At 52.4% G+C, this 20,111-nt stretch carries 17 protein-coding genes and 1 riboswitch; all 17 genes read right to left on the reverse strand.

Annotation, left to right across the window (positions count from 1 at the left end; translation table 11 throughout):
* Positions 1 to 46 precede the first annotated feature (46 nt).
* Positions 47 to 1,771, reverse strand: coding sequence for an assimilatory sulfite reductase (NADPH) hemoprotein subunit (gene cysI, locus BLT35_RS07520; RefSeq protein WP_074727434.1), 1,725 nt, complete (start codon positions 1,769 to 1,771; stop codon positions 47 to 49).
* Positions 1,772 to 1,809: 38 nt separating this feature from the next.
* Complete coding sequence (locus BLT35_RS07525) at positions 1,810 to 3,633, reverse strand: assimilatory sulfite reductase (NADPH) flavoprotein subunit (RefSeq protein WP_074727435.1); 1,824 nt, start codon at positions 3,631 to 3,633, stop codon at positions 1,810 to 1,812.
* A gap of 338 nt (positions 3,634 to 3,971) precedes the next feature.
* A complete protein-coding gene (locus BLT35_RS07535; RefSeq protein ID WP_074727437.1) occupies positions 3,972 to 5,285 on the reverse strand; it encodes an MFS transporter in 1,314 nt (437 codons plus the stop codon).
* A complete protein-coding gene (locus BLT35_RS26825; protein ID WP_160327404.1) occupies positions 5,282 to 5,380 on the reverse strand; it encodes an integrase core domain-containing protein in 99 nt (32 codons plus the stop codon). The genes BLT35_RS07535 and BLT35_RS26825 overlap by 4 nt, the downstream gene beginning before the upstream one ends.
* 373 nt (positions 5,381 to 5,753) lie before the next feature.
* The gene (locus BLT35_RS07545) at positions 5,754 to 6,479 is read right to left on the reverse strand and encodes a hypothetical protein (RefSeq protein ID WP_074727438.1); all 726 of its coding nucleotides are present in this window, start codon (positions 6,477 to 6,479) and stop codon (positions 5,754 to 5,756) included.
* Positions 6,469 to 6,999: a sigma-70 family RNA polymerase sigma factor gene (locus BLT35_RS07550; protein ID WP_074727439.1), complete on the reverse strand. Its 531-nt coding sequence runs from the start codon at positions 6,997 to 6,999 to the stop codon at positions 6,469 to 6,471. The genes BLT35_RS07545 and BLT35_RS07550 overlap by 11 nt, the downstream gene beginning before the upstream one ends.
* A gap of 170 nt (positions 7,000 to 7,169) precedes the next feature.
* On the reverse strand, positions 7,170 to 9,320 hold the full coding sequence (locus tag BLT35_RS07555; RefSeq protein ID WP_074727440.1) for a sensor domain-containing protein: 2,151 nt from the start codon (positions 9,318 to 9,320) through the stop codon (positions 7,170 to 7,172).
* A 91-nt stretch (positions 9,321 to 9,411) separates the two neighbouring features.
* A riboswitch (cyclic di-GMP riboswitch) is annotated at positions 9,412 to 9,495 on the reverse strand.
* A gap of 345 nt (positions 9,496 to 9,840) precedes the next feature.
* Positions 9,841 to 10,659 (reverse strand): alpha/beta fold hydrolase, encoded by an 819-nt coding sequence (locus BLT35_RS07560; protein ID WP_062410558.1) that lies wholly within the window; start codon positions 10,657 to 10,659, stop codon positions 9,841 to 9,843.
* 43 nt (positions 10,660 to 10,702) lie between these two features.
* Positions 10,703 to 11,485, reverse strand: coding sequence for a 2-keto-4-pentenoate hydratase (locus tag BLT35_RS07565; RefSeq protein ID WP_054819826.1), 783 nt, complete (start codon positions 11,483 to 11,485; stop codon positions 10,703 to 10,705).
* A 15-nt stretch (positions 11,486 to 11,500) separates the two neighbouring features.
* On the reverse strand, positions 11,501 to 12,526 hold the full coding sequence (gene dmpG / locus BLT35_RS07570) for a 4-hydroxy-2-oxovalerate aldolase (RefSeq protein WP_235594211.1): 1,026 nt from the start codon (positions 12,524 to 12,526) through the stop codon (positions 11,501 to 11,503).
* Between the two features lie 26 nt (positions 12,527 to 12,552).
* Positions 12,553 to 13,440, reverse strand: coding sequence for an acetaldehyde dehydrogenase (acetylating) (locus BLT35_RS07575; protein WP_054819824.1), 888 nt, complete (start codon positions 13,438 to 13,440; stop codon positions 12,553 to 12,555).
* A gap of 14 nt (positions 13,441 to 13,454) precedes the next feature.
* Complete coding sequence (locus BLT35_RS07580) at positions 13,455 to 14,243, reverse strand: 2-keto-4-pentenoate hydratase (RefSeq protein WP_062410555.1); 789 nt, start codon at positions 14,241 to 14,243, stop codon at positions 13,455 to 13,457.
* A 198-nt stretch (positions 14,244 to 14,441) separates the two neighbouring features.
* The gene (locus BLT35_RS07585) at positions 14,442 to 16,298 is read right to left on the reverse strand and encodes a XylR N-terminal domain-containing protein (RefSeq protein ID WP_062410554.1); all 1,857 of its coding nucleotides are present in this window, start codon (positions 16,296 to 16,298) and stop codon (positions 14,442 to 14,444) included.
* 294 nt (positions 16,299 to 16,592) lie between these two features.
* Positions 16,593 to 17,237 carry an alpha/beta hydrolase gene (locus BLT35_RS07590; RefSeq protein ID WP_062410553.1) on the reverse strand — a complete coding sequence of 215 codons (645 nt, stop codon included), beginning with the start codon at positions 17,235 to 17,237 and terminating at the stop codon, positions 16,593 to 16,595.
* A gap of 12 nt (positions 17,238 to 17,249) precedes the next feature.
* Positions 17,250 to 17,738, reverse strand: a complete 489-nt coding sequence (locus BLT35_RS07595; RefSeq protein ID WP_074727441.1) for a flavin reductase family protein — start codon at positions 17,736 to 17,738, stop codon at positions 17,250 to 17,252.
* 82 nt (positions 17,739 to 17,820) lie between these two features.
* The gene (locus BLT35_RS07600; RefSeq protein WP_062410551.1) at positions 17,821 to 18,804 is read right to left on the reverse strand and encodes a catechol 2,3-dioxygenase; all 984 of its coding nucleotides are present in this window, start codon (positions 18,802 to 18,804) and stop codon (positions 17,821 to 17,823) included.
* Between the two features lie 59 nt (positions 18,805 to 18,863).
* Positions 18,864 to 20,066, reverse strand: coding sequence for an acyl-CoA dehydrogenase family protein (locus BLT35_RS07605; RefSeq protein WP_074727442.1), 1,203 nt, complete (start codon positions 20,064 to 20,066; stop codon positions 18,864 to 18,866).
* Positions 20,067 to 20,111 lie beyond the last annotated feature (45 nt).

The raw sequence follows: 20,111 nt of genomic DNA on the forward strand, positions 1-20,111 counted from the left end.
CTGTTGGTCTTGCCCTATGATGCATTTAATCCAAACGCAGGTTTACTTACGAATGGAAATCCTGACCGGAACGAACTTCCTTGACATAGCCGGCGCGGATGACAAAATCGCCGAAGTGCTCGCCTTCCCGCCGTTCCTTTGCATAATGAGTAAGAATCGGTTTTAACGACTCCAGAATTTCCGCTTCGCCGATGTTTTCCTTGTACAGCTTATTCAGCCGGTTTCCGGCAAAGCCGCCTCCCAAGTACATGTTGTATTTGCCGGGCGCCTTGCCGATAAACGCGATTTCCGCCAACATCGGTCGGGCGCAGCCATTCGGACAGCCGGTCATGCGAATGACGATCTCCTCGTCGCGCAAGCCCGCTTCCTCCAGCATCGGCTCGATCTTATCCAGCAGCGTAGGAAGGTAGCGCTCCGATTCGGCCATCGCCAATCCACAGGTCGGCAGCGCCACACAGGCCATGGAATTTCTCCGCAATGCGGTATAGTGGGCCCCGTCGGTAAGCCCGTATTGCTTGATCAGTTCCTCAATCTTTTTCTTCTTCTGGCTGCTTACGTTGCCGATGATCAGGTTCTGGTTCGGAGTGAGCCGGAAATCTCCGGAATGCACCTTGGCGATTTCCCGCAGACCCGTCATCAGAAGATAGCCGCCATCGTCTTTGACCCGGCCGTTCTGGATAAAGAGCGTGAAGTGCCATTTTCCGTTGGTTCCCTTTACCCAGCCATAGCGGTCCCCGTTGTGGTCAAAATGGTAAGGACGCGCTCCCTCAAGCTTCCACCCTAGACGTTCGGTTAGCTCATTGATGAACCAGTCGATGCCGCGGTCGTCGATCGTGTACTTGAACCGCGCGTGCTTACGGACCGAGCGATCGCCGTAATCCCGTTGGATCGTGACCGTCTTCTCCGCAACGTAGATGACTTGCTCCGGCGAGCAGAACCCGATCACTTGACCGATCTGGGGATAGGTGTTCGGATCGCCGTGCGTCATCCCCATGCCTCCGCCTACCGTGACGTTGAAGCCCTTCAGGCGTCCATCTTCGACAATCGCGATAAAGCCCAAATCCTGAGAGAATACGTCTACATCGTTGGAAGGCGGGACGGCTATGCCGATTTTAAACTTCCGGGGCAGATAGACAGGCCCGTATATCGGCTCCTGCTCTCCCCCGTTATCCCGGCTATCCACCACTTTTTCCCCGTCAAGCCAGATCTCGTGGTAGGCTCTGGTCCGGGGATTGAGGTGCTCGCTGATCCGGCGGGCCCACTCGTATACTTCGGAGTGAACCGCCGACTGGTACGGATTCGGGTTGCACATGACGTTGCGGTTTACGTCGCCGCAAGCGGCTAGCGTGCTCAGCAGCGCATCGTTGACTTCCCGTATCGTATTCTTCATGTTCCATTTGAGTACGCCATGCAGCTGGAAGGACTGACGCGTCGTCAATCGAATCGTTCCGTTCGCATATTTCTGCGCGATGCGGTCCATCATCAACCACTGATCAGACGTAACCACCCCGCCTGGCGCACGCACGCGCACCATGAACTGATAAGCCGGCTCCAGTTTCTGCTTCTGCCGTTCGTTGCGCAAATCCCTGTCGTCCTGCATGTAGCTGCCATGAAATTTCATCAACCGGTTATCGTCTTCGGGTATGGAGCCTGTGATCACATCTTCCAGCGTTTCTGCAAGGCTTCCCCGCAAATAATTGCTTCTTTTCTTAATTTCCTCTACATCACTGTGCGGCGCACTGTTCGGTGATAGTAAATTATTTTCTGACATGTTGGATTTTCTCCTCTCGCGATCTTCGGGACTCGGACTTAATAAACATCCCGCTGATAACGTTTCTGCTGTTGCATACGGGTCAAATATTCCGCGGCTTCCTCAGGGCCCAAGCCTCCCTCTTTTTCGAGGATCGTGATCAGAGCCGCATGGACGTCATGCGCCATCTTCTTCTCGTCGCCACAGACATACACACAGGCTCCTTCCTCAAGCCATTGGTAGAGGTCCCGGCTCTTTTCAAGCATACGGTGCTGTACGTACACCTTCTTGTCGGTATCGCGGGAGAACGCGACATCCATACGTGTCAGCACGCCCTCCTTCAGCCAACGCTGCCATTCGATCTGATAAAGGAAGTCCGTGGAGAAATGCTGATCGCCGTAGAACAGCCATGTTTTGCCTTCGGCTCCGATCTCCTCCCGTTCTCCGAGGAAGGCCCTGAACGGAGCGACCCCGGTACCCGGTCCAATCATAATGATCGGCGTATCCGGATTCTCCGGAAGCTTGAAGTTCGGGTTATGCTGAATGTACACAGGCAGCGTATCCCCCGGCTGTACCCGCTCAGCAAGCTGAACGGAGCAGACGCCGTACCGGTTTCGTCCATGAGCCTCGTAGCGAACCGCGCGGACCGTCAGGTGTACCTCACCCGGGTACGCTTTCGGGCTGCTCGCGATCGAGTACAGACGGGCAGGCATCTTCCGAAGGATCGATACGAATTCGCCCGCAGGCACACCTTTAAGCGAGTAATCCTGTACCAGATCCAACAGATCCCGCCCGTTGAGATACGCTCTGAGCTCTTGTTCGCGTCCCGCCTCCAGAAGCTTTTTCAGCTCCTGGTTCGAAGTCAGCTTTGCCGCTTGCTCCAGCAACGGCTTGGTCAGAACGGTGATTTCATAATTACGAAGCAGCGCCTCCCGCAATGGCCGCTCCTCGCCATTCTTATTAATGGCAACGGGCTCCTCTGCCTTCCAGCCCATCGCTTCGATCAATTCATCCACAAGGCGGGGATGATTCTCCGGATAGATGCCCAGGCTGTCGCCCGGTTCATACTGAAGATTGGATCCCTCAAGGGACAGCTCAACGTGGCGAGTTTCCCGCTCCGATCCGCGGCCGTTCAGATTCAAATTTTCAAGAACCTCGGCATGGAACGGATTCGATCTCGAATATTCCGTTTCCGTCCCGCTCACGACCGCCGCGCCGGCTGCACTTGCGACGGCCGGGGCCGCCGATGCACCGCTGAGGGATTCCAGGACGCGGTTCATCCACTCTGCTGCAGGCTCTTCAAAGTCCACGTCGCAGTCGACGCGCGGGGTAAGCCGCCTTGCGCCCAGCTCTTCCAGGCGCTTGTCGAAATCCTTGCCCGTTTGACAGAAAAATTCATAGGACGTATCTCCGAGCGCGAGCACGGAAAACTGCGTGCCCTCCAATTGGGGCGCTCTCTTGCTGTAAAGGAACTCATAGAAAGCAATCGCGTTATCCGGCGGCTCTCCTTCCCCGTGGGTGCTCACCACAATGAGCAGGTTTTGGACCTTCTTTAAGCTATTCGGCTTGAAGTCGGCCATCGAAGAGAGCGATACCTGAAAGCCCCGCTCTTCCAGTTTCTTGGACAGCTTCTTCGCCAATCCTTGACTGTTGCCTGTCTGCGATCCGAAGAGTACGGTAACCTCCTTGGAAACGACCGCTTCATTCGCCGGCAAAGCCGCCAGCGGCGCAGGAACAGGCGTCACTGCGGCCGCCGAACCTTGAAGAGCCGTAAGATATCCGCTCAGCCAGATACGCTGTGCTTCCGTCAGCAGAGGCAGAACGCGATTGAGCAGTTCTACTTGCTCCTGATTAAAAGGGCTGTTTGTTACTTCCAGTTTCAACAATATCCACCTCGCAAAGCTTCCAAATGATATGAAATTCCCAGTATACACATCTTAATAATTTCCTACTATTCTGAACCTATCACAGCTGGCGGTGCAGGTCAATTAGAATAACCTTATAAGATTGATCAGATATATTAATAAATGCATAAATTCTAGAAGAATCTGCCCCGGGAAGCATCCGGTCACCGGAATCGCCGTCTTTTCTTTCACTGAAAAAGCAGCCGCCGCGGCGACTGCTTTGAATGTCTTTAAGAAAATAAAAGGCTGGCCTTTGACGGGGCGCTTTGAGCCCACTTATTGTAGCTTCAGAGTGCCTGAGCCAGGTTCGCGGACAGCTAGCCCCTTTTACCGTCGAGCTCAGCTTCGATACGGGAATGTTTGGAAGACTCATCCATACGCCAGTAGACGATGAAGCTCACGAAAATGCAGGCGGCTACGTAGAAATAGAAAAGCGACTCGGCTCCAATGCTCTTGAACCATAACGCGATGAACTCCGCCGTCCCTCCGAACACCGCAACGGTAATTGCGTAAGGGAATCCCACGCCAAGGGCGCGGATTTCGGTCGGGAACAGTTCGGCTTTCACGATCGCATTGATGGAAGTATAGCCGGTGACAATGATGAGACCTGCCAGCATGAGGAAAAATGCTCCGATAGGGTTCTTCATCTGCTCCAAGATCAGGAACAGCGGCACGGTCAGCAGCGTTCCGAGGATACCGAAACTAATCAATAGCGGGCGCCGGCCGATCCGGTCCGATAGCAGGCCCGCGAGCGGTTGAAGCACGACGAATACCAGCAGGGCAATAAAGTTGATCCAGCTGACGACCTCCTTGCTGAGGCCCACCGTATTCACCATGAACTTCTGCAAATACGTCGTATAGGTATAGAAAGCGACGGTTCCTCCAAGCGTTAGTCCGACCACTGTCAACACCGCCTTGGGGTGTTTCATCAGGGTCCGAATGGTTCCGGCACGCTGCCTGCTTTCAGATCCCATTTTGGAGAATTGCTCCGATTCGTCCATCGTGCGGCGCAGCCACAATACGGCTAATGCTCCAACGGCTCCGATGAAGAAGGGAATACGCCAGCCCCAGGATTTCATATCGGGTTCGCTGAGTATTTGCTGGAGGATGATCTGGACGCCCAGCGCCACCAGCTGTCCGGCAATAAGCGTGACGTACTGGAAGCTCGAGTAGAAGCCGCGGCGGCCGCTGCTGGCCATCTCGGACAGGTAGGTTGCCGAGGTTCCATATTCTCCGCCCAGCGACAACCCTTGGAGCAAGCGTGCAAGCACCAGAATAATGGGGGCCAGCACGCCAATGGTGCCATAGCTTGGAGTACAGGCAATGATCAGGGAGCCACTGGCCATGACGGTGATGGAAAGCGTCAGCGCGGCACGGCGGCCATAACGATCGGCGTAGCGGCCCAGCAGCAGGCTCCCTAATGGGCGCATCAGGAAGCCGACGGCGAAGATTGCCGCCGTGTTGAGCAGTTGGCTGGTCGGGTCTCCCTTCGGGAAGAACTCAGACGAGAAATACACGGCGAAAGCTGCATATACGTACCAGTCGTACCATTCGATCAGATTTCCAACCGATCCTTTGAAGATGTTGCTTGTGATGCGTCGCATGTTTGCACGCTCAATCGATTGAGTCATGGTGAAAACCTCCTTATGGGCCTTGCCTCGCCGAGGGACTGGTGAGGACGTTCCCCGTTGTAAAATTGGATATAACGAGCTATCCCTTGACGCAACGCGCGAGGGTCTTCGAATTCGTTTATGTGAAGTGAGAGCCCTGGTCGCTGTTCATGATTTCCGGCTTGCAGAAGAGCAGGTAGGGGCGAGTATAGGTGGCGTGGAGACGCTTGCTCAGGTTCGCTTCGGATAGACCGCTTCGAGCCCCATTACCTGATTGTTTTATTTTGTTCACTGGGAACATCAAATATCCTCGAGTTGACACGATATTCCAAACGTTTGACGGCATGAACAATCCAAACAAAAAAGAGGGGTATTCCCCTCTTTACATCTCAATGATTTCCTAACCATTGTTAAGTGCACAGTCCAAAGCCTTATGGATTAACTCATTCCGTTAAACGATTGCCTTTATTAGCGAAATCATCATCCCTGTTATGACTCCTGTAATTTAATTTGCGCTTCCCACTCCCCCTTTATTTCCAACGGCGCATCGCCCTTTTTATGCCCATAAAAAGAATGAATTCTTAACGCAAGATGATCATTTCGTTCAAAAATATCTCTTGGTATGATCAGACGGGCTTGAAATTTTTTACTGCTATTGTCGTCGGGTACAGCTTCCGATAAAAGTTTACTGGAATCCCGGATCTCGAAGCTGTAGTCCTGATCCGTTATCGCTTGAACGGTCACTTCCTTGTCATCCAACATTTCACCCGAGCTTCCGACAATCGTGAATTCCCCCAACGAGACCACCTCGATCTCACGATAAGGTACACTGGTTCCGTGAAGTATGGTTACGGTCAGCGGCACAACGGCGTTCTCTGCATTCATATCAGGCTCGCCAAGTTCAACCTTGATTTCATCGGTCGCTTGCCTATATTCCGTACCCGTTACTGCCCCTCTCCCGTTTACTATATCTTTAAAGTATCCCTTAACGGATGATGCAAGGCCGGGTTCAACTGCCATCATTAATGCAAAGACCAAGGCGGAAGCGGCGATGACGCCCCCAATTCCTTGCCATAACCGTTTCATTCCCATACCGCTCCCATCTCTTTGCCCGGCAAGTTCCTGCTTTGCTTTTTGAACACCGAGTACACTTCTTTGATGAAGCTCCGCCGGGATTTCTATTTTATCCATTTCCTTCTTGATGTTATTTCCCATTCGCTTCCGCCTCCCCGCACATCCCGCGAAGTTTATCCAATGCCCGATACAAAACCGTTTTGGCTGTTCCTAATGGAAGCTCCAGCATCTCTGCTGCATCCTTGATGGTGTAATCCTGATAGAATCTTAACAAGATGATGCTTTTTTCCGTTTCATCCAATTTCTCGATGACATCATCCAGCATAATGGAGATCGTTACATCATCTTCGTTTTCCGTCCGTACGCAATCCCATTTCCGCGGTTCAAAGTGAATCACCTTGGTTCGCTGGCGTAGTAAGTCTAAAGAACAACGAATGGCGATTTTTGTAAGCCAGGTCTTAAAATATTGCGGTTGCTTTAAAGTCTTTATCGATTTAAATGAGCGATAAGCCGTTTCCTGGACTACATCCAAAGCATCTTCCTGATTTTTCACATAGACAAAAGCCATGCGGTAAATCCGTTCCTCATACTGCCTAAAAAGTTCCAAATAGGCCGTTTCATCACCCTTTTGCGCCTTTTGGACAAGGTTGATGGTATCCAAATGTCGTCTCCCTCCTCCCGGTTTCACTTATTAGACACCCCAGTCCCTCATTTGGCTTTAAAAAATACGATGAAAACAAAAAAGAGGGGAATCCCCTCTTCGGCCAATGCATTCGTTTTCTTGGTCTCTTTGACCTGTTCACCCGCATAGGGGAGAAATAGGTACAATGCCTAAGTGGTTATCGGCAAATCTTTCAAATAGTTCTCAAAATCCTGACTGGACAACGGTTTGCTGAATAGAAAGCCCTGCCCGTGACCGCATCCGTCCTCATTCAAAACGGCCAGCTGCTCCGGAATTTCAACTCCCTCGGCAATCACGCTTAGATTTAACGTTTGGGCAATGGTCAGTATCGCCTTTACAATCGCATGGCTTTCCTTATTCCGGTGAATATCCCGGATGAAAGAAGCATCGATTTTCAAGGTGTCTATGGGAAGATTCTTGATATAACTGAATGAACTGTATCCCGTTCCAAAATCATCGATAGACGTATGAACGCCTAAATTCCTGATTTCCTGCAGAATCGCTGCCGCATTGTCTATGTCCGCAAAAATACTTTCTGTAACCTCAAGTTCCAGCCATTGCGGTTCCAGTCCGGTATCCTTCAATATCCTGCTGATCATGTCCAACAGGTCAGGTTGATAGAATTGTCGGGCAGACAAATTCACGGAAACTTTTAACGGAGGGTATCCTTGATCCTGCCAATGTTTATTTTGCTCACATCCTCGGCGAAGAACCCATTCTCCCAAAGGAATGATTAATCCGGTTTCTTCGGCTATAGGTATGAATTTATTCGGCGCGATCCTCCCTAATTCGGGATGATCCCAACGAACAAGCGCTTCCATGCCGGTTACTTTCCCTGTCGCAAGGTCAAGTTTGGGCTGATAATCAATACGAAATTGCTCATATTGAATGGCCTTTTTCAGTTCATTTTCCAACAGGATGCGTTCCAAAGAACGCTCTTCCATATCCGAATGAAAGAATGAAACTCCATTCCTGCCGCTATCCTTCACAGCATATAGAGCCATATCCGCTCGTTTTAACAATTCATCCGGGTCCCTCCCATCCGATGGAAAGAGGGCGATACCCATGCTGCAAGAAATACAATGGCGCTGCCCGAACAGCTCGATCGGTTCCTGGAGGCTGGTTTGGATCCTTTGAGATATGGATTCGACCTCCGCCGAACTCGACAGGTTCGTCAATAATACGATAAACTCATCGCCCCCCAATCGGGCGACCATATCATTCGAACGAATGCAATGACTGATTCTTTTGGCTGCTTCGATGAGAAAAAGATCTCCGGCCTCATGACCGAGCGAATCATTAATATATTTAAACCGATCCAAGTCAAGAAATATGACGGCCAATTGCGAATGACGGCGCTTAGCTTGATGGACTTCTTTACGCAACCGATCCATAAATAATCTCCGGTTCGGCAAATCCGTCAATGTATCGTGGTAAGCTAAATGGTAAATCGTTTGTTCCGACTTTTTCCGTTCGGTGATATCCCGCATAATCAGAGTCAGGCTGTTGACTTCGCCCGATTGGTTGAGGATCGGATTGATCTTGGTTTCCATATAGCAATAGCTGCCGCCCCTCGTACGGACCCGGAACTCCAGCGGCGGAGACTCTTTTCTTGCGGCCAGCCGGCTCTCAATCGCATCAACGACCGTCTCGCGGTCTTCTTCATGCACCCATTGAAGGATTTGGCTGGATTCAAAATCAGCCAAATCGTGTCCTAACAAGCTTTCGTGGGAAGGAGACACATACAAAAAATTCCCCTCCGCATCAATGATTGAAATCAGGTCCGACGAATTTTCGGTGATTAAACGGTATCTTTCCTCGCTTTTCCTGATCTCTTCTTCCATTTGTTTTCGGAGGCTGATATCATTTCGAATCGAAACATATTGATACGGTCTTCCTTGTTCATTTAAAAAAGGAACGATGGTCGTATCTACCCAATAGAATGATCCGTCTTTGGCTTTATTCCGTATTTCCCCCCGCCAAATATCTCCGGATCCGATGGTGGCCCACATGTTCTTAAAAAAATCACGGGAGTGATACCCGGAATTAAGTATCCGATGGTCCTGACCAAGCAATTCTTCCCTTTCATATCGGGAGATTCTGCAAAACTGTTCATTAACGTAGAGTATGATCCCGCGCGGGTCGGTTATGGCCACAATGGAGGACTGGTCCAAAGCATGCCTGATATCGGCCAATTCCTTTAAAATATTTTTCAATTTCTCGTCCTTTTCGAATAATGGGCTTTCCAAAAAAGGATATGTTGGTGAAACGGACACACGATTTGAACCTTGATTTCTCATCTCTCATCACCCGTTAAATTTGATTTGGAAGGATGCCGCCGGAATGGTTCGGCTCCACCGAAATTCATTGTAAAAAATAAACCGACCCTATAGATTATGGGGTCGGTTGCACTACTCGCTCCCAGCCATTCAAGTGCCCAGTTGAGAATGGCTGATCATGGCTTCCACAAAGATGGGGGTTATGATCATCATTGCGTTCACAATACTCCAAGAAAGACACCCTTATCCGGGCCGGCTGCCGGGACTGACGGGTAGCCTTTCGGCCTCATGAAGAGGAATAGTCCGCTTCTCGCGCGCTCCTGTTTCTAGGACGACGGACCTGGTTTTTATTATAAACGATCGAAAATTAATTTCCAATATCTTGATTGTAAAATGATCCGCCGGGAACGAAAAAAAGACCAGGGCCCCAGCCTGATCTTCACACTGCACATTTCCTTTTTTCAATTCAACGGACGGGCGATCACGCCATGAAGCCGCCCGCGGCAGCCTGCGGCGCGGCTTCTTTTCCGTTATAAAGCATCTATTTTTGCAAAAAATATTCCACCAATGTGCAGAACGAATTCGTCTTTTCGATCTGCGTCCAATGTCCGCATGTTGAAAACATATGAAACTCCGCATTCGGCAGCAGCTGCGCCAATTTCCAGCTGGTCTGTTCGACCGGAATCACTTCGTCTTCCCGACCGTGCACGAGCAGCACCGGACAATCGATCCGTTTGATTTGATCCTCCTTTAAAGCCATCGCATCGATATGGCGCTGCCGCGGGGCGGGGAACATCGAAGCGAAGGCCGACTGGTTTTCTTCGTTCAAAGTGGCTTGATAACGCATATGCACCAGATCGCTGTTTTCGGCAAAGCTTTTGTCATAGGAAAAAATTTGGATCAACTGTCTCATTGTTTCCGGATCCGGCGTATAGCCCCACACACGGTCCAGACCTTCCGTCAGAGGGAAGGAAACACCTACGCTCCCCATTAGCACCAGCTTTTTCACCAGATCCGGCCTTCGATAGGCCAAATGCAGAGCAAGACAGCCGCCGAGGGAATTACCGACGATCGACGTCGGCCCGATATGCTTCGCTTCAATGAATGCGATCAGCTGCTCCACCCACGCGTCCACCCCGTATTGAGCCGAAGGGGGTTTTTCCGACGAGCCGAAGCCGATCAGATCCGGAGCGTATACGTGATAATGCTTCGATAAAATCGGATACACCAAACGCCAATTCGCCCAAGCCGAAACCCCAGGCCCGGAACCGTGAATCAAAAGCAGCGGCTCCCCTTGTCCGGCTTCATGATAATACACGCGATGACCGCCGATCGTGTCATACAATCCTTGCTCCTGCATACGCCAACCTCCCCGATAAATAATATGAATGTAAGCCGGCACTTCAACCTTGCACCCTGAATTGCATCGTTCCCAGCCGGTCCCAGATCGCCGTGACCGTATCCCCGGCTTTCAAAGTGTGCGCACCCGTTATGCCGCCGCTCAGGATGACCTGACCCGCCTTTAACGACTGACCTCTGCGGGATAACATATTGGCCAGCATCGCCACCGATTCGGCCGGATGGCCCAATACTTCCGCTCCCGCTCCGGCGTCCTTCCATTCTCCGTTGATCGATAACGTAACGCCGATCAAATCGAGCTCCAAGCCGACGGGACTTCTGAAGCCCGAGCCGATAAACACGCGAGACGACGAAGCGTTGTCCGCTACGACATCCGGCAGCGCAAACTGGAAGTCCTCATATCGGCTGTCAATGATCTCCAGCGCAGGCACGACATATTCCGTCGCCGCCAACACCTGCGCAGCCGTCACTCCCGGTCCCTGTACGTCCGCTGCCAGCACAAACGCGATTTCCGCTTCCACCTTCGGATGGATCAGCTCATCGAGTCGAAGCACATCGCCTTCCACGACCATATAATCAAAAATGAATCCGTAAATCGGCTCTTCAACGTTCATTTGCTTCATCTTCGCCCGGCTCGTCAGCCCCATCTTGGGCCCGATCACCCGATAGCCCTGCTCCAGCTTTCGGGCGATGAGCGCTTCCTGAATGCGGTAGCCGTCTTCCACCGTCAATTCGGGCCGCCGCTTGGTAAACCGCTCGACTTCTCGTTTGCCGACCTCCGACTCGATTAAAAACAAGGCCATTTCCTCATAACCACTTGGATTCATGGACATCCCCCCATCCTAAACCGGCGCTTCCCGCTTTCCTTTCGCCAGTTCGGCCGCAACGCTCATAATCATATCCTCCTGCCCGCCTACCGCCTTGTGTCTTCCGATTTCCAACAGAATGTCTCTGGCATCAAGCCCGAATTTCTCCGCCGCCCGTTCCGCATGAAGCAGGAAGCTGGAGTACACCCCCGCATAACCGAGGATAAGACTGCCTCTTGTAATTTCCTGCGGCTTCAGCAGAATCGGCGCAACGATCTCCTCCGCCAAATCCATGATTTTATAAACGTCGATGCCGGTTTCGATGCCCAAACGGTCCAGCACCGCGACCAGCACTTCCGTCTGGGTATTGCCGGCGCCTGCGCCGAGACAGCGGACGCTGCCGTCAATCCAGGTCGCGCCCGCCTCAATCGCCGCCAGCGTATTTCCCATCGCAAGGGACAAATTATTATGCCCGTGAAACCCAACCGGAACGGAGAGCGACTGCGTGAGCGCGCGGATTCGCTCCGTCACCTGATGGGGCAGCAGCGCTCCGGCCGAATCGACCACGTAGACGGTATCCGCCCCGTAGCTTTCCATTAATTTCGCTTGTTCGGCGAGCAACCGGGGCGGGGCCATATGCGACATCATGAGAAAGCCGACGGTGTGCAGCCCGAGCTCCTTAGACCTTGCGATATGCTGTGCGGAAATGTCCGCCTCCGTGACGTGGGTGGCGATGCGTGCCATGCCGATCCCCAACTTCGCCGCCTCGTTCAAATGGCGAATCGTTCCGATCCCCGGGAGCAGCAGCACTCCGATCTTCGACGCGGTACAAACAGAAACGGCCGCTTCGATCAATTCCATCTCGTTCGTCCGCGACAATCCGTATTGCAGCGATGACCCGGCAAGTCCGTCGCCGTGGGATATTTCAATATAAGGAACGTTCGCTTCATCGAGCGCTTTCGCTATGCTGATCACTTGATCTGCCGTATATTGATGGTTGATCGCATGGCTGCCGTCGCGAAGCGCCACCTCGGTGATCGTAATCCGTTGATTCGTCTTCAATCCCTCTTCCTCCCTCGGACCCGGATTCATGATACGGCGGCTTCGGACAGCCGGTTCTTCGCCACTTCCTCCGCAACCTTCACAGCCGACGCCGTCATAATATCGAGATTGCCGGAATAGGAAGGCAAATAATCCCCCGCGCCCTCGACCTCGAGAAACACCGATACCTTATTGCCGTCAATGATGGGCTCGGTTCTCAGCCGATAGCCGGGCACGTACGACCGGATATAGTCGACCGTTTCGGCAATGGAAGCGGCGATCGCCGACGCGTCCGCCTGCCCTTCGACCAGCGCATAGACGGTGTCCCGCATCATGACCGGCGGTTCGGCGGGATTTAGGATGATAATGGCCTTTCCGCGCTTTGCCCCTCCGATGAGCTGAATGCCATGAGAGGTCGTCTCCGTAAACTCGTCGATATTGGCCCTTGTCCCCGGACCCGCGCTCCGGGAAGAGATGGTTGCCACGATCTCTCCGTAGCTGACCGGAACGACTTTGCCGATCGCATGAATAATCGGAATCGTCGCTTGCCCGCCGCAGGTGATCAAATTGATGTTCTCCGCCTTCAGATGCTCAGTCAGATTGACAGACGGGATGACATAAGATCCCACCGCGGCAGGCGTCAAATTAATGGCGATTTTCCCCATTTCCTTAAGCATCCTGGCGTGCCGAATGTGCGCTTTGGCGGAGGTGGCGTCAAAGACGATATCCGCCATATCCGGAGCCTCTTCAAGAAACGCTTTCAAGCCCCTGCTAAAGGTGGCGTATCCTCGTTCCTGCGCCCGTTTTAAACCGTCCGACAGCGGATCGATCCCGATCATGGCCGTCAATTCCAGCACAGGCGAGCTTCTCAGCTTCATCATAAGATCAGTCCCAATATTGCCGGAACCCAGAATAGCCGCTTTCAGTTTTGTCATATCCCATCCCCCGATCATCGAAATGAAACGCCGACTTGTCCGAGACAGGCAATCCTCGCGGAGAACGTATCCCCGGGCTCCGCGTTCACAGCGGCCGAGAGGGCTCCGGATAAAATCACCTCTCCCGCCTTCAGCGTAATCCCGAACTCATGCAGCTTGTTGGCCAACCAAGCGGCGCAGTATGCCGGATTCCCCAGCGCCGCCGCGCCGACCCCCGTATTGACGAGGCTGCCGTTCTTGTACAACGCCATCCCGAGACGCGGCAAATCGACTTCATCGACCCTCACCGGCTTGCCGCCAAGCACAAACAGCCCCGAGGAAGCATTATCCGCCACCGTATCCTGCAGCTTGATCTTCCAATCCGCGATGCGGCTGTCCACGATTTCCAAAGCGGGCAAGACGTATTGGGTGGCGAGCAGCACATCGGCAGCCGTTACGTTCGGGCCCGCCAGGTCTTTTTTTAAAACAAACGCGATCTCCGCCTCCACCTTCGGCTGCAGCAGCCGTCCCGCCGGGATGTCTCCGTTATTCTCAACGGCCATATCGTCTAACAAATGGCCGTAGTCCGGTTGATCGACGCCCAGCAGCTTCTGCATGGCAAGCGAGGTCAGCCCGATCTTCTTGCCGACGATTTTCGCTCCGCCGGCCACTCTTCGCCCGATCGTCTCCAGCTGCACCAGATACGCCTGCTCGACCGTAAGCTCCGGATCCAGCTCCGTCAGCGGCGCGGCGCCGGCTAACGTTTGTTCCGCAGCAGCCAGGTGGTCCGCATACGCGGCCGCTTTTGCAAAGGAATGCACCATGTATCGTCCCCCTTTTAATGAAAATCATCGTCGGTGCGTACAATCCGATCATAATACAGGGCGTGATCAAAGTAAGCAGACGATTCCTATTGGATTTCCGCCCAAATCGCGGCATTCTTCGTATGAAAGGTACGAACGCGCCGGCGACAACCTTCCCGAAAAAACAATCACGACGCGATCGGCCGGGCTAAAAGCGATTCACAATTCTTCAAGCTCCAGGTTCATATCCAATTCTCCTAATGCAATCATCGATTGAAGCGCTAAATAGATTTGATACGTAACGGCCGGCCGGTTGATGTCGCACTCCAGAATCTCGTTCAACCGTTGAAGGCGATATCTCAATCCGCTGATAGAAATATTCATCTTGCGGGACGTCTTGTGGACGTTGCAGCCGTTGCTGACGTAATGGTACAGTGTCTTCGTCAGTTCCATGTCCTTATGCCGATCTTCCCGGATCAGCTTGCCCAGTCTTTTGTCGACGAATTTCTCGATCAAATTCACGTTGCTGGCCTGGAACAAGACCCCCTCGATGCCCAGGCTGTCGTAATGAACGACGCACGATTTCGGGTTCGTAATTTTCAGCGCGGCCAAGCTTTCTTCAAAAAGCTGCCCGATTTCTTCCAGCCGTTCCGAGGAGGAGCTTACGCCCGCCTTAAAGTCCAAATGAGGATACTTTTGCTGCAAACACTCCACGATTTTTTTGCTTACATCGCGTTTCGTATACCCTCGTTCCGTTAAGGCCGTTTCCGAGAACAGCAGCGCTGTCTTCCCGGACTTATCTGCTATGAGGTTGTTGATTTGGCGGTCTCTGCAGAAGTTGTATAAGCTGTTTACAAGCTCGTCGTTGAAATCAAGGGGATATCTTGAGGACAGCTTTTTCGATTTCTCGTGCAGCGTCACCATAAAAAACGGAGGCCGCACATCAAATTCGAAATATTGCGCCCGGCGCATGAATTCTTCCCGGCAGAGATGACCGGAGATCATCTCATCCAGAAAACTGCCCTTCATCCGCTGCTCCGCCATCAAGCGGGTTCGCTCATTTAACAGATACATGGAACACGTGACGGCGGCACGCTCCAGAATCATCCAATCGACTTCCTGGGGCAGTCCGTTGTCGTAAAGAAAATAGCAATACCCCACAATATTCCGCTGCAAAAAAATAGGCGTCACCAGGTAACACGTATTCTTCACCGACAAACATTCCGTCCGCGTAATACCCGACAAGCCTTTGATTTGACGCTCCGCTAACTCATGCTGTTCAATCCCGGACATCGCCAATACCGTTTGATGCTTATCCTCGATCAGCACGGGAATGCCCGTCGTTTGAAACAGCACCTTGGCAATCGACGACAGATCCTTCTCCCGCAGCACTTCATTCATTAATTTTTCGTGCACTTGGTACGTTCTGTTCAAATTGTCCCGTTCAATCCTCAGCTTCTCGAACATCCGGTCCAATTCGTTGATCAAGCTGTCAGGCTCATAATATTTCAACACGTCGTCCGCTTTGCCGTTCCACTCTTTCACGGTCTTGCAAATCGGGAAGCAGCAGTCGTTCCCCATGGCTTGACAGCTTTGCTCGATGACGATGACTTTCTCGCCTATAATGGTGGACAAATACCCGCTGGCATAGCCGACCAGAGTGTGGCATTGCGGATGACCGCCCTTCCCGAATTTCTCAAGATGCTCCTTGGCCTCATAGGAGTTCCGCCAGAGCGCTTCCATATGCATCGCCTTTTTCTCGAAATCGAAGTCGTTCTGCAGAATGATCACTTCTTCCAGGTTCCCGTGCAAAATGTGCATCCTGGGTCCGGCAAGCAGCGCTTCGGCCGGGTCGTCCCAAGCCAATTGCTTCATTTTCAGTGCATCGCTGACGCCGCAATGCCAGCCATATCGCATCAAAAAGCCTTTCATTCGTTCCGGACCGATCGTTTCGATCAATTCCTTGCGCAGCGTGCCGATCGCCGACGTTGGGATCGATATCATCTTCTCGTAACGGGGATCGGCATCGAAGGACGTTTTGTAAAACTCGTTTAACTTTAAATCAGCAGACCTCATAATCTCCCCACCTTACTGAAAGTTGGCAATGATGATTCTGCATGTTTACGATGGAAAGCATTTGATGCTTTCCCATTGTAAGCGTATTCAATAATCATTGTACTACGTTTTTGATTCTCTGGCGAATTATACACCATCTCCGTTCTTGAAAATACGCCGATTTGTGCGGGAATACCGGGGCTGCAGATGATCTTTCCGTACGAATCGTACGAAACTCCATCGCACGCCGGCCAAAGCCATAGCCAGGACAATCATTAACGAAAACGGCCCTCCGATGAGGGCCGCCTAATTCGCCTAACGCGCAATCTCCTTCTCAATCCAGGCCACGACGTCCGCTTTATTCCGGTCGGTAATTTCGTGTGCCGCGGAATACGTTACATACTGGATGCGTTCGACTTTGTCTTTGAGGTATTGATGACTCTCCGCTCCTACTGAAGGGGGAAAGATCGGATCGCAATCGCCGTCAGAAAGAAAGACGGACAGATGACCGGCCGGCAGAATAACGTACTCCTCCTTTACGAAGGATGGAATGTACCCGTTCATTGCAATCACGCCTTTGACTTTACTGCCGAGCGTTAGAGCCAAGGTCAAGCTCAAGATGGCTCCTTGGCTGAAGCCGATCAAATAGACTTGTCTCGGGTCGATAGGAAAGCGACGGACGGCATCGTCTATGAAGTGCTGCAGCATTTCCACGCTGCGGTCAAACAAGTCACGCTCCGGATTGCCGAAGCTCTTCAAATAATAATAGGCGTGTCCCGCCTCGTAAGGTAGATGACCGCGAATGCCGATCAAGAACAGCTCGCCTTTCAGCGGCTCAATAACGGACAGCATATCTTTCTCGGTATAACCAATCCCGTGAAGAGCGAAAACGGCCGGATACGTCTTCCCCGATTCGATCGCTTTCGGGGGAATCACCGTGTATTCGAATGGAGCAGCCATCTCTAACCTCCTTTATATTCGCAATGTTTCGTTTTCATTCATCGACGCAAGCTCGCGGTACTTGCCTTGGAAATAAATCAGGGGGGCGCCGTCGTTCAGTTCGATGCCTGTAACCTCACCGACAAAAAACGTATGATCGCCAACGACATATTCGTTTACGACTTGGCATGTGACCCGTCCGATCGCTCCGGGAATGACCGGCATTCCGTTCAGCCATTCGAAATCGACGGAGCGCCCGTCTTTGATTTGTCCTGCAAACAACATGGAGATTTCCTGATGGTCCTCCGCCAGGAAATTGACCGCGTAATGTCCCGCGTCCTTGATTTTTTGAAGCATCTTGGCCTTCTCTCCGATCGATACGAGAACCAGCTTCGGGTTTAAAGAAACGGACAGAAATGCGTTGGCCGTCATGCCGTGCGTTTCATCCCCGACGTTCGTCGTAATAACAGTAACCCCGGTTACGAATTGGCCCATAGCGTTCCGAAACGAGCGATCATCCATACCGTTCAACTCCTTCAATTAAGGTAGTCTGATGACCGAAAAGCATTACCACGCAGCGGCAATGCTTTTCGGATCGGAAGATTTATTTCGTGCTGGCCACTTCTTGTGTGTTGTCAATGACAGGCGTGCCGTACATGAAGAATTCCTGCGGAAGCTGAGAGCCGAACCAGATGATGCCCTTGGCCAAATCCTCTTCCTTCCAGGTGATCGGCTTCCAGGCCGGATCGAAAATCAAGTAACCCGGATCGCCAAACAGCTCCACGCGGTTTCCGCCCGGTTCAATTACATACAAGAAATACGCTTGGCTGATCCCGTGTTTACCCGGTCCCGCATCGATCTTTATGCCGTTCTCGATGAATACGTCGCAAATATCCGAAATGTTTTGCGGGAACCCGTACCAGTAGCATATATGGTGCATGCGCGCTTTGCCGCCAAGCGGGTCTCCCATCATCGCAATCTCATGCACAAGCGGACTCACGCTCAGCCAGGCCGCGGCATCGTTACCGTTGTTCAGACGGATATGCTCTCGCAGATTGAAGCCAAGCTGATCCATCAAAAAATCTACGTTCGGCTTCATTTCGTGCGCCATTAAGTTTACGTGGTCGAGGCGGCGTACCGGCACGCCGCGGGTCGGACGCTTTTGCGGACGGTTAAGAAGCGGCGTCTTCAGATGCTCGGGCGCCTGCCAGTACTCTACCTCCCATAGAAGTTCCATCTTATGCCCGTCCGGCGTTATGAATTGATACGCGGCTCCGTGGCCTTCTTCGTCTTCCAACCAGCCTTTGCCAAGTCCAGTCGCCTGAATCGCTTTAACGCGGCGCTCCAGCGCCTGAGGCGAGGACGTTCTCCATGCGACGTGACCGAGTCCGGGTTCCTTCGCTTCCGTAATTTTCAGCGTATGGTGATAGAAATCTTCATAGGCTCTCAAGTATACGGACTGGCCTTTGCGTACGGTCTCTTCCATCCCGAGAAGTTCCTTGAAAAACCACAACGTTTCATCCGGCTTCGGGCTGAAAATTTCCACATGGGCCAACTGATGGACATCAAACATAGGTTCTTTTTGCATTTGAATTGCCTCCTTGTTTTATATATAGTAAGTGTCTGCCTTCGACAGTAAGACGCTTATTACCAGACCGGGTCCCCCGGCAGGCCGAACATGGTTCGTCCGTAAGCGGCCATGGCATCCTCATACAAATGATTCGGGTGAGCCGCCAACGCAATCAGATCTCTTGTAAACAGCTCCACCGGATCGCCCTTGAAGATGGATGTTCCGCCCAAGGTGAGCATCGCCCGAAGCGTTAATTCAGAAACGGACCTCGCGACGTAACCCCGCATGGCGAACATCCGCTCCCGTTCTTCATCGTTCATGACCGTTTTTCCTTCCACCTGACATTCTTCCAACTGACGGACGTAACTGTCCACGATTCCCTCCAGTGCGTGGTGCTGCATCTTCATCTCGGCCAGAAACCGCTGGCTGCCGGAAGACTCCTTCTCCTTCGCTCCCAACTTGAAGACGCGGACACGTTTCTCCGTGCGTTCGTAAAAGAGAGACAAAATCCGATCCAGGCCGCCCAGAGCGACAATAGGGAATCCCAGGAGAAAAAGCGGCATAAACGGCATGCGATACACCGGATCGTTCGGATCGTATTCGCCGCCGGCCGGCGTTCCGGAGGCCATGACCCGTCCGGCAGGAAAAATGCGATGCGGCGGCACATAAGCGCCGTCCACTAAAACTCCGTTGCTGCCCGAGGAACGAAGACCGATCGTGTCCCAATTCTCAACGATTTTGACATCCGACTTCGGAAGCGCCAGCAAGCAATATTCGGGTCCCTGTCCGTCCGGCAGTTCCATCATGGCTCCGAGCCCGATCCAACCGCTCCAGAGCACCCCGCTGCAAAAATTCCACTGCCCGTATAGGCGGAATCCTTCTCCATCCTTCTCCACGCGTCCGATGGGAGCGACAACATCGGCCAGCAGTTCTCCGCCACCCAAAATCTCGTCCCTGCCATTCGGAGGAAGATACGCGGCCCAAAGCTCATGGACGGAGTAGAAGTAAACGAGCCACCCCGCAGGCACGCTGTAACGGGACACGGTTCGAATGATCTTCGCGTACGTCTTGAGATCGATCTGCAGCCCTCCGTACTTTTTGGGCCGCATGATCTTGTGAAACCCGGCTTCCTCGATCGCCTTCGCCACGCGTGGGGAGAAGCGGGCATTGCGATCCGCCTCAATGGCTTCCGCTTCCGCGATCTTTCCGATCGTTTCCGCGCTTGCGAGAAGCGCTTGAATTTTGGAATGCTGTTCGACCTGGATTTTGCTAAGCGCCATCTGTACATACCTCCTTTAATTAAAACGCTTACAATTCGATTTCAA

The sequence above is a fragment of the Paenibacillus naphthalenovorans genome, from assembly GCF_900099895.1.
Taxonomy (GTDB): domain Bacteria; phylum Bacillota; class Bacilli; order Paenibacillales; family NBRC-103111; genus Paenibacillus_G; species Paenibacillus_G naphthalenovorans.

Coding starts and splice junctions, on each gene's coding strand:
- cysI (WP_074727434.1), bottom strand. CDS start 1,771: ATGTCAGAAAATAATTTACTATCACCGAACAGTGCGCCGCACAGTGAT.
- BLT35_RS07580 (WP_062410555.1), bottom strand. CDS start 14,243: ATGGTGCATTCCTTTGCAAAAGCGGCCGCGTATGCGGACCACCTGGCT.
- BLT35_RS07535 (WP_074727437.1), bottom strand. CDS start 5,285: ATGACTCAATCGATTGAGCGTGCAAACATGCGACGCATCACAAGCAAC.
- BLT35_RS07565 (WP_054819826.1), bottom strand. CDS start 11,485: ATGAATCCAAGTGGTTATGAGGAAATGGCCTTGTTTTTAATCGAGTCG.
- BLT35_RS07605 (WP_074727442.1), bottom strand. CDS start 20,066: ATGGCGCTTAGCAAAATCCAGGTCGAACAGCATTCCAAAATTCAAGCG.
- BLT35_RS07590 (WP_062410553.1), bottom strand. CDS start 17,237: ATGGCTGCTCCATTCGAATACACGGTGATTCCCCCGAAAGCGATCGAA.
- BLT35_RS07560 (WP_062410558.1), bottom strand. CDS start 10,659: ATGCAGGAGCAAGGATTGTATGACACGATCGGCGGTCATCGCGTGTAT.
- BLT35_RS07545 (WP_074727438.1), bottom strand. CDS start 6,479: ATGGGAAATAACATCAAGAAGGAAATGGATAAAATAGAAATCCCGGCG.
- BLT35_RS07595 (WP_074727441.1), bottom strand. CDS start 17,738: ATGGATGATCGCTCGTTTCGGAACGCTATGGGCCAATTCGTAACCGGG.
- BLT35_RS07585 (WP_062410554.1), bottom strand. CDS start 16,298: ATGAGGTCTGCTGATTTAAAGTTAAACGAGTTTTACAAAACGTCCTTC.
- BLT35_RS07575 (WP_054819824.1), bottom strand. CDS start 13,440: ATGACAAAACTGAAAGCGGCTATTCTGGGTTCCGGCAATATTGGGACT.
- BLT35_RS07600 (WP_062410551.1), bottom strand. CDS start 18,804: ATGCAAAAAGAACCTATGTTTGATGTCCATCAGTTGGCCCATGTGGAA.
- BLT35_RS07555 (WP_074727440.1), bottom strand. CDS start 9,320: ATGAGAAATCAAGGTTCAAATCGTGTGTCCGTTTCACCAACATATCCT.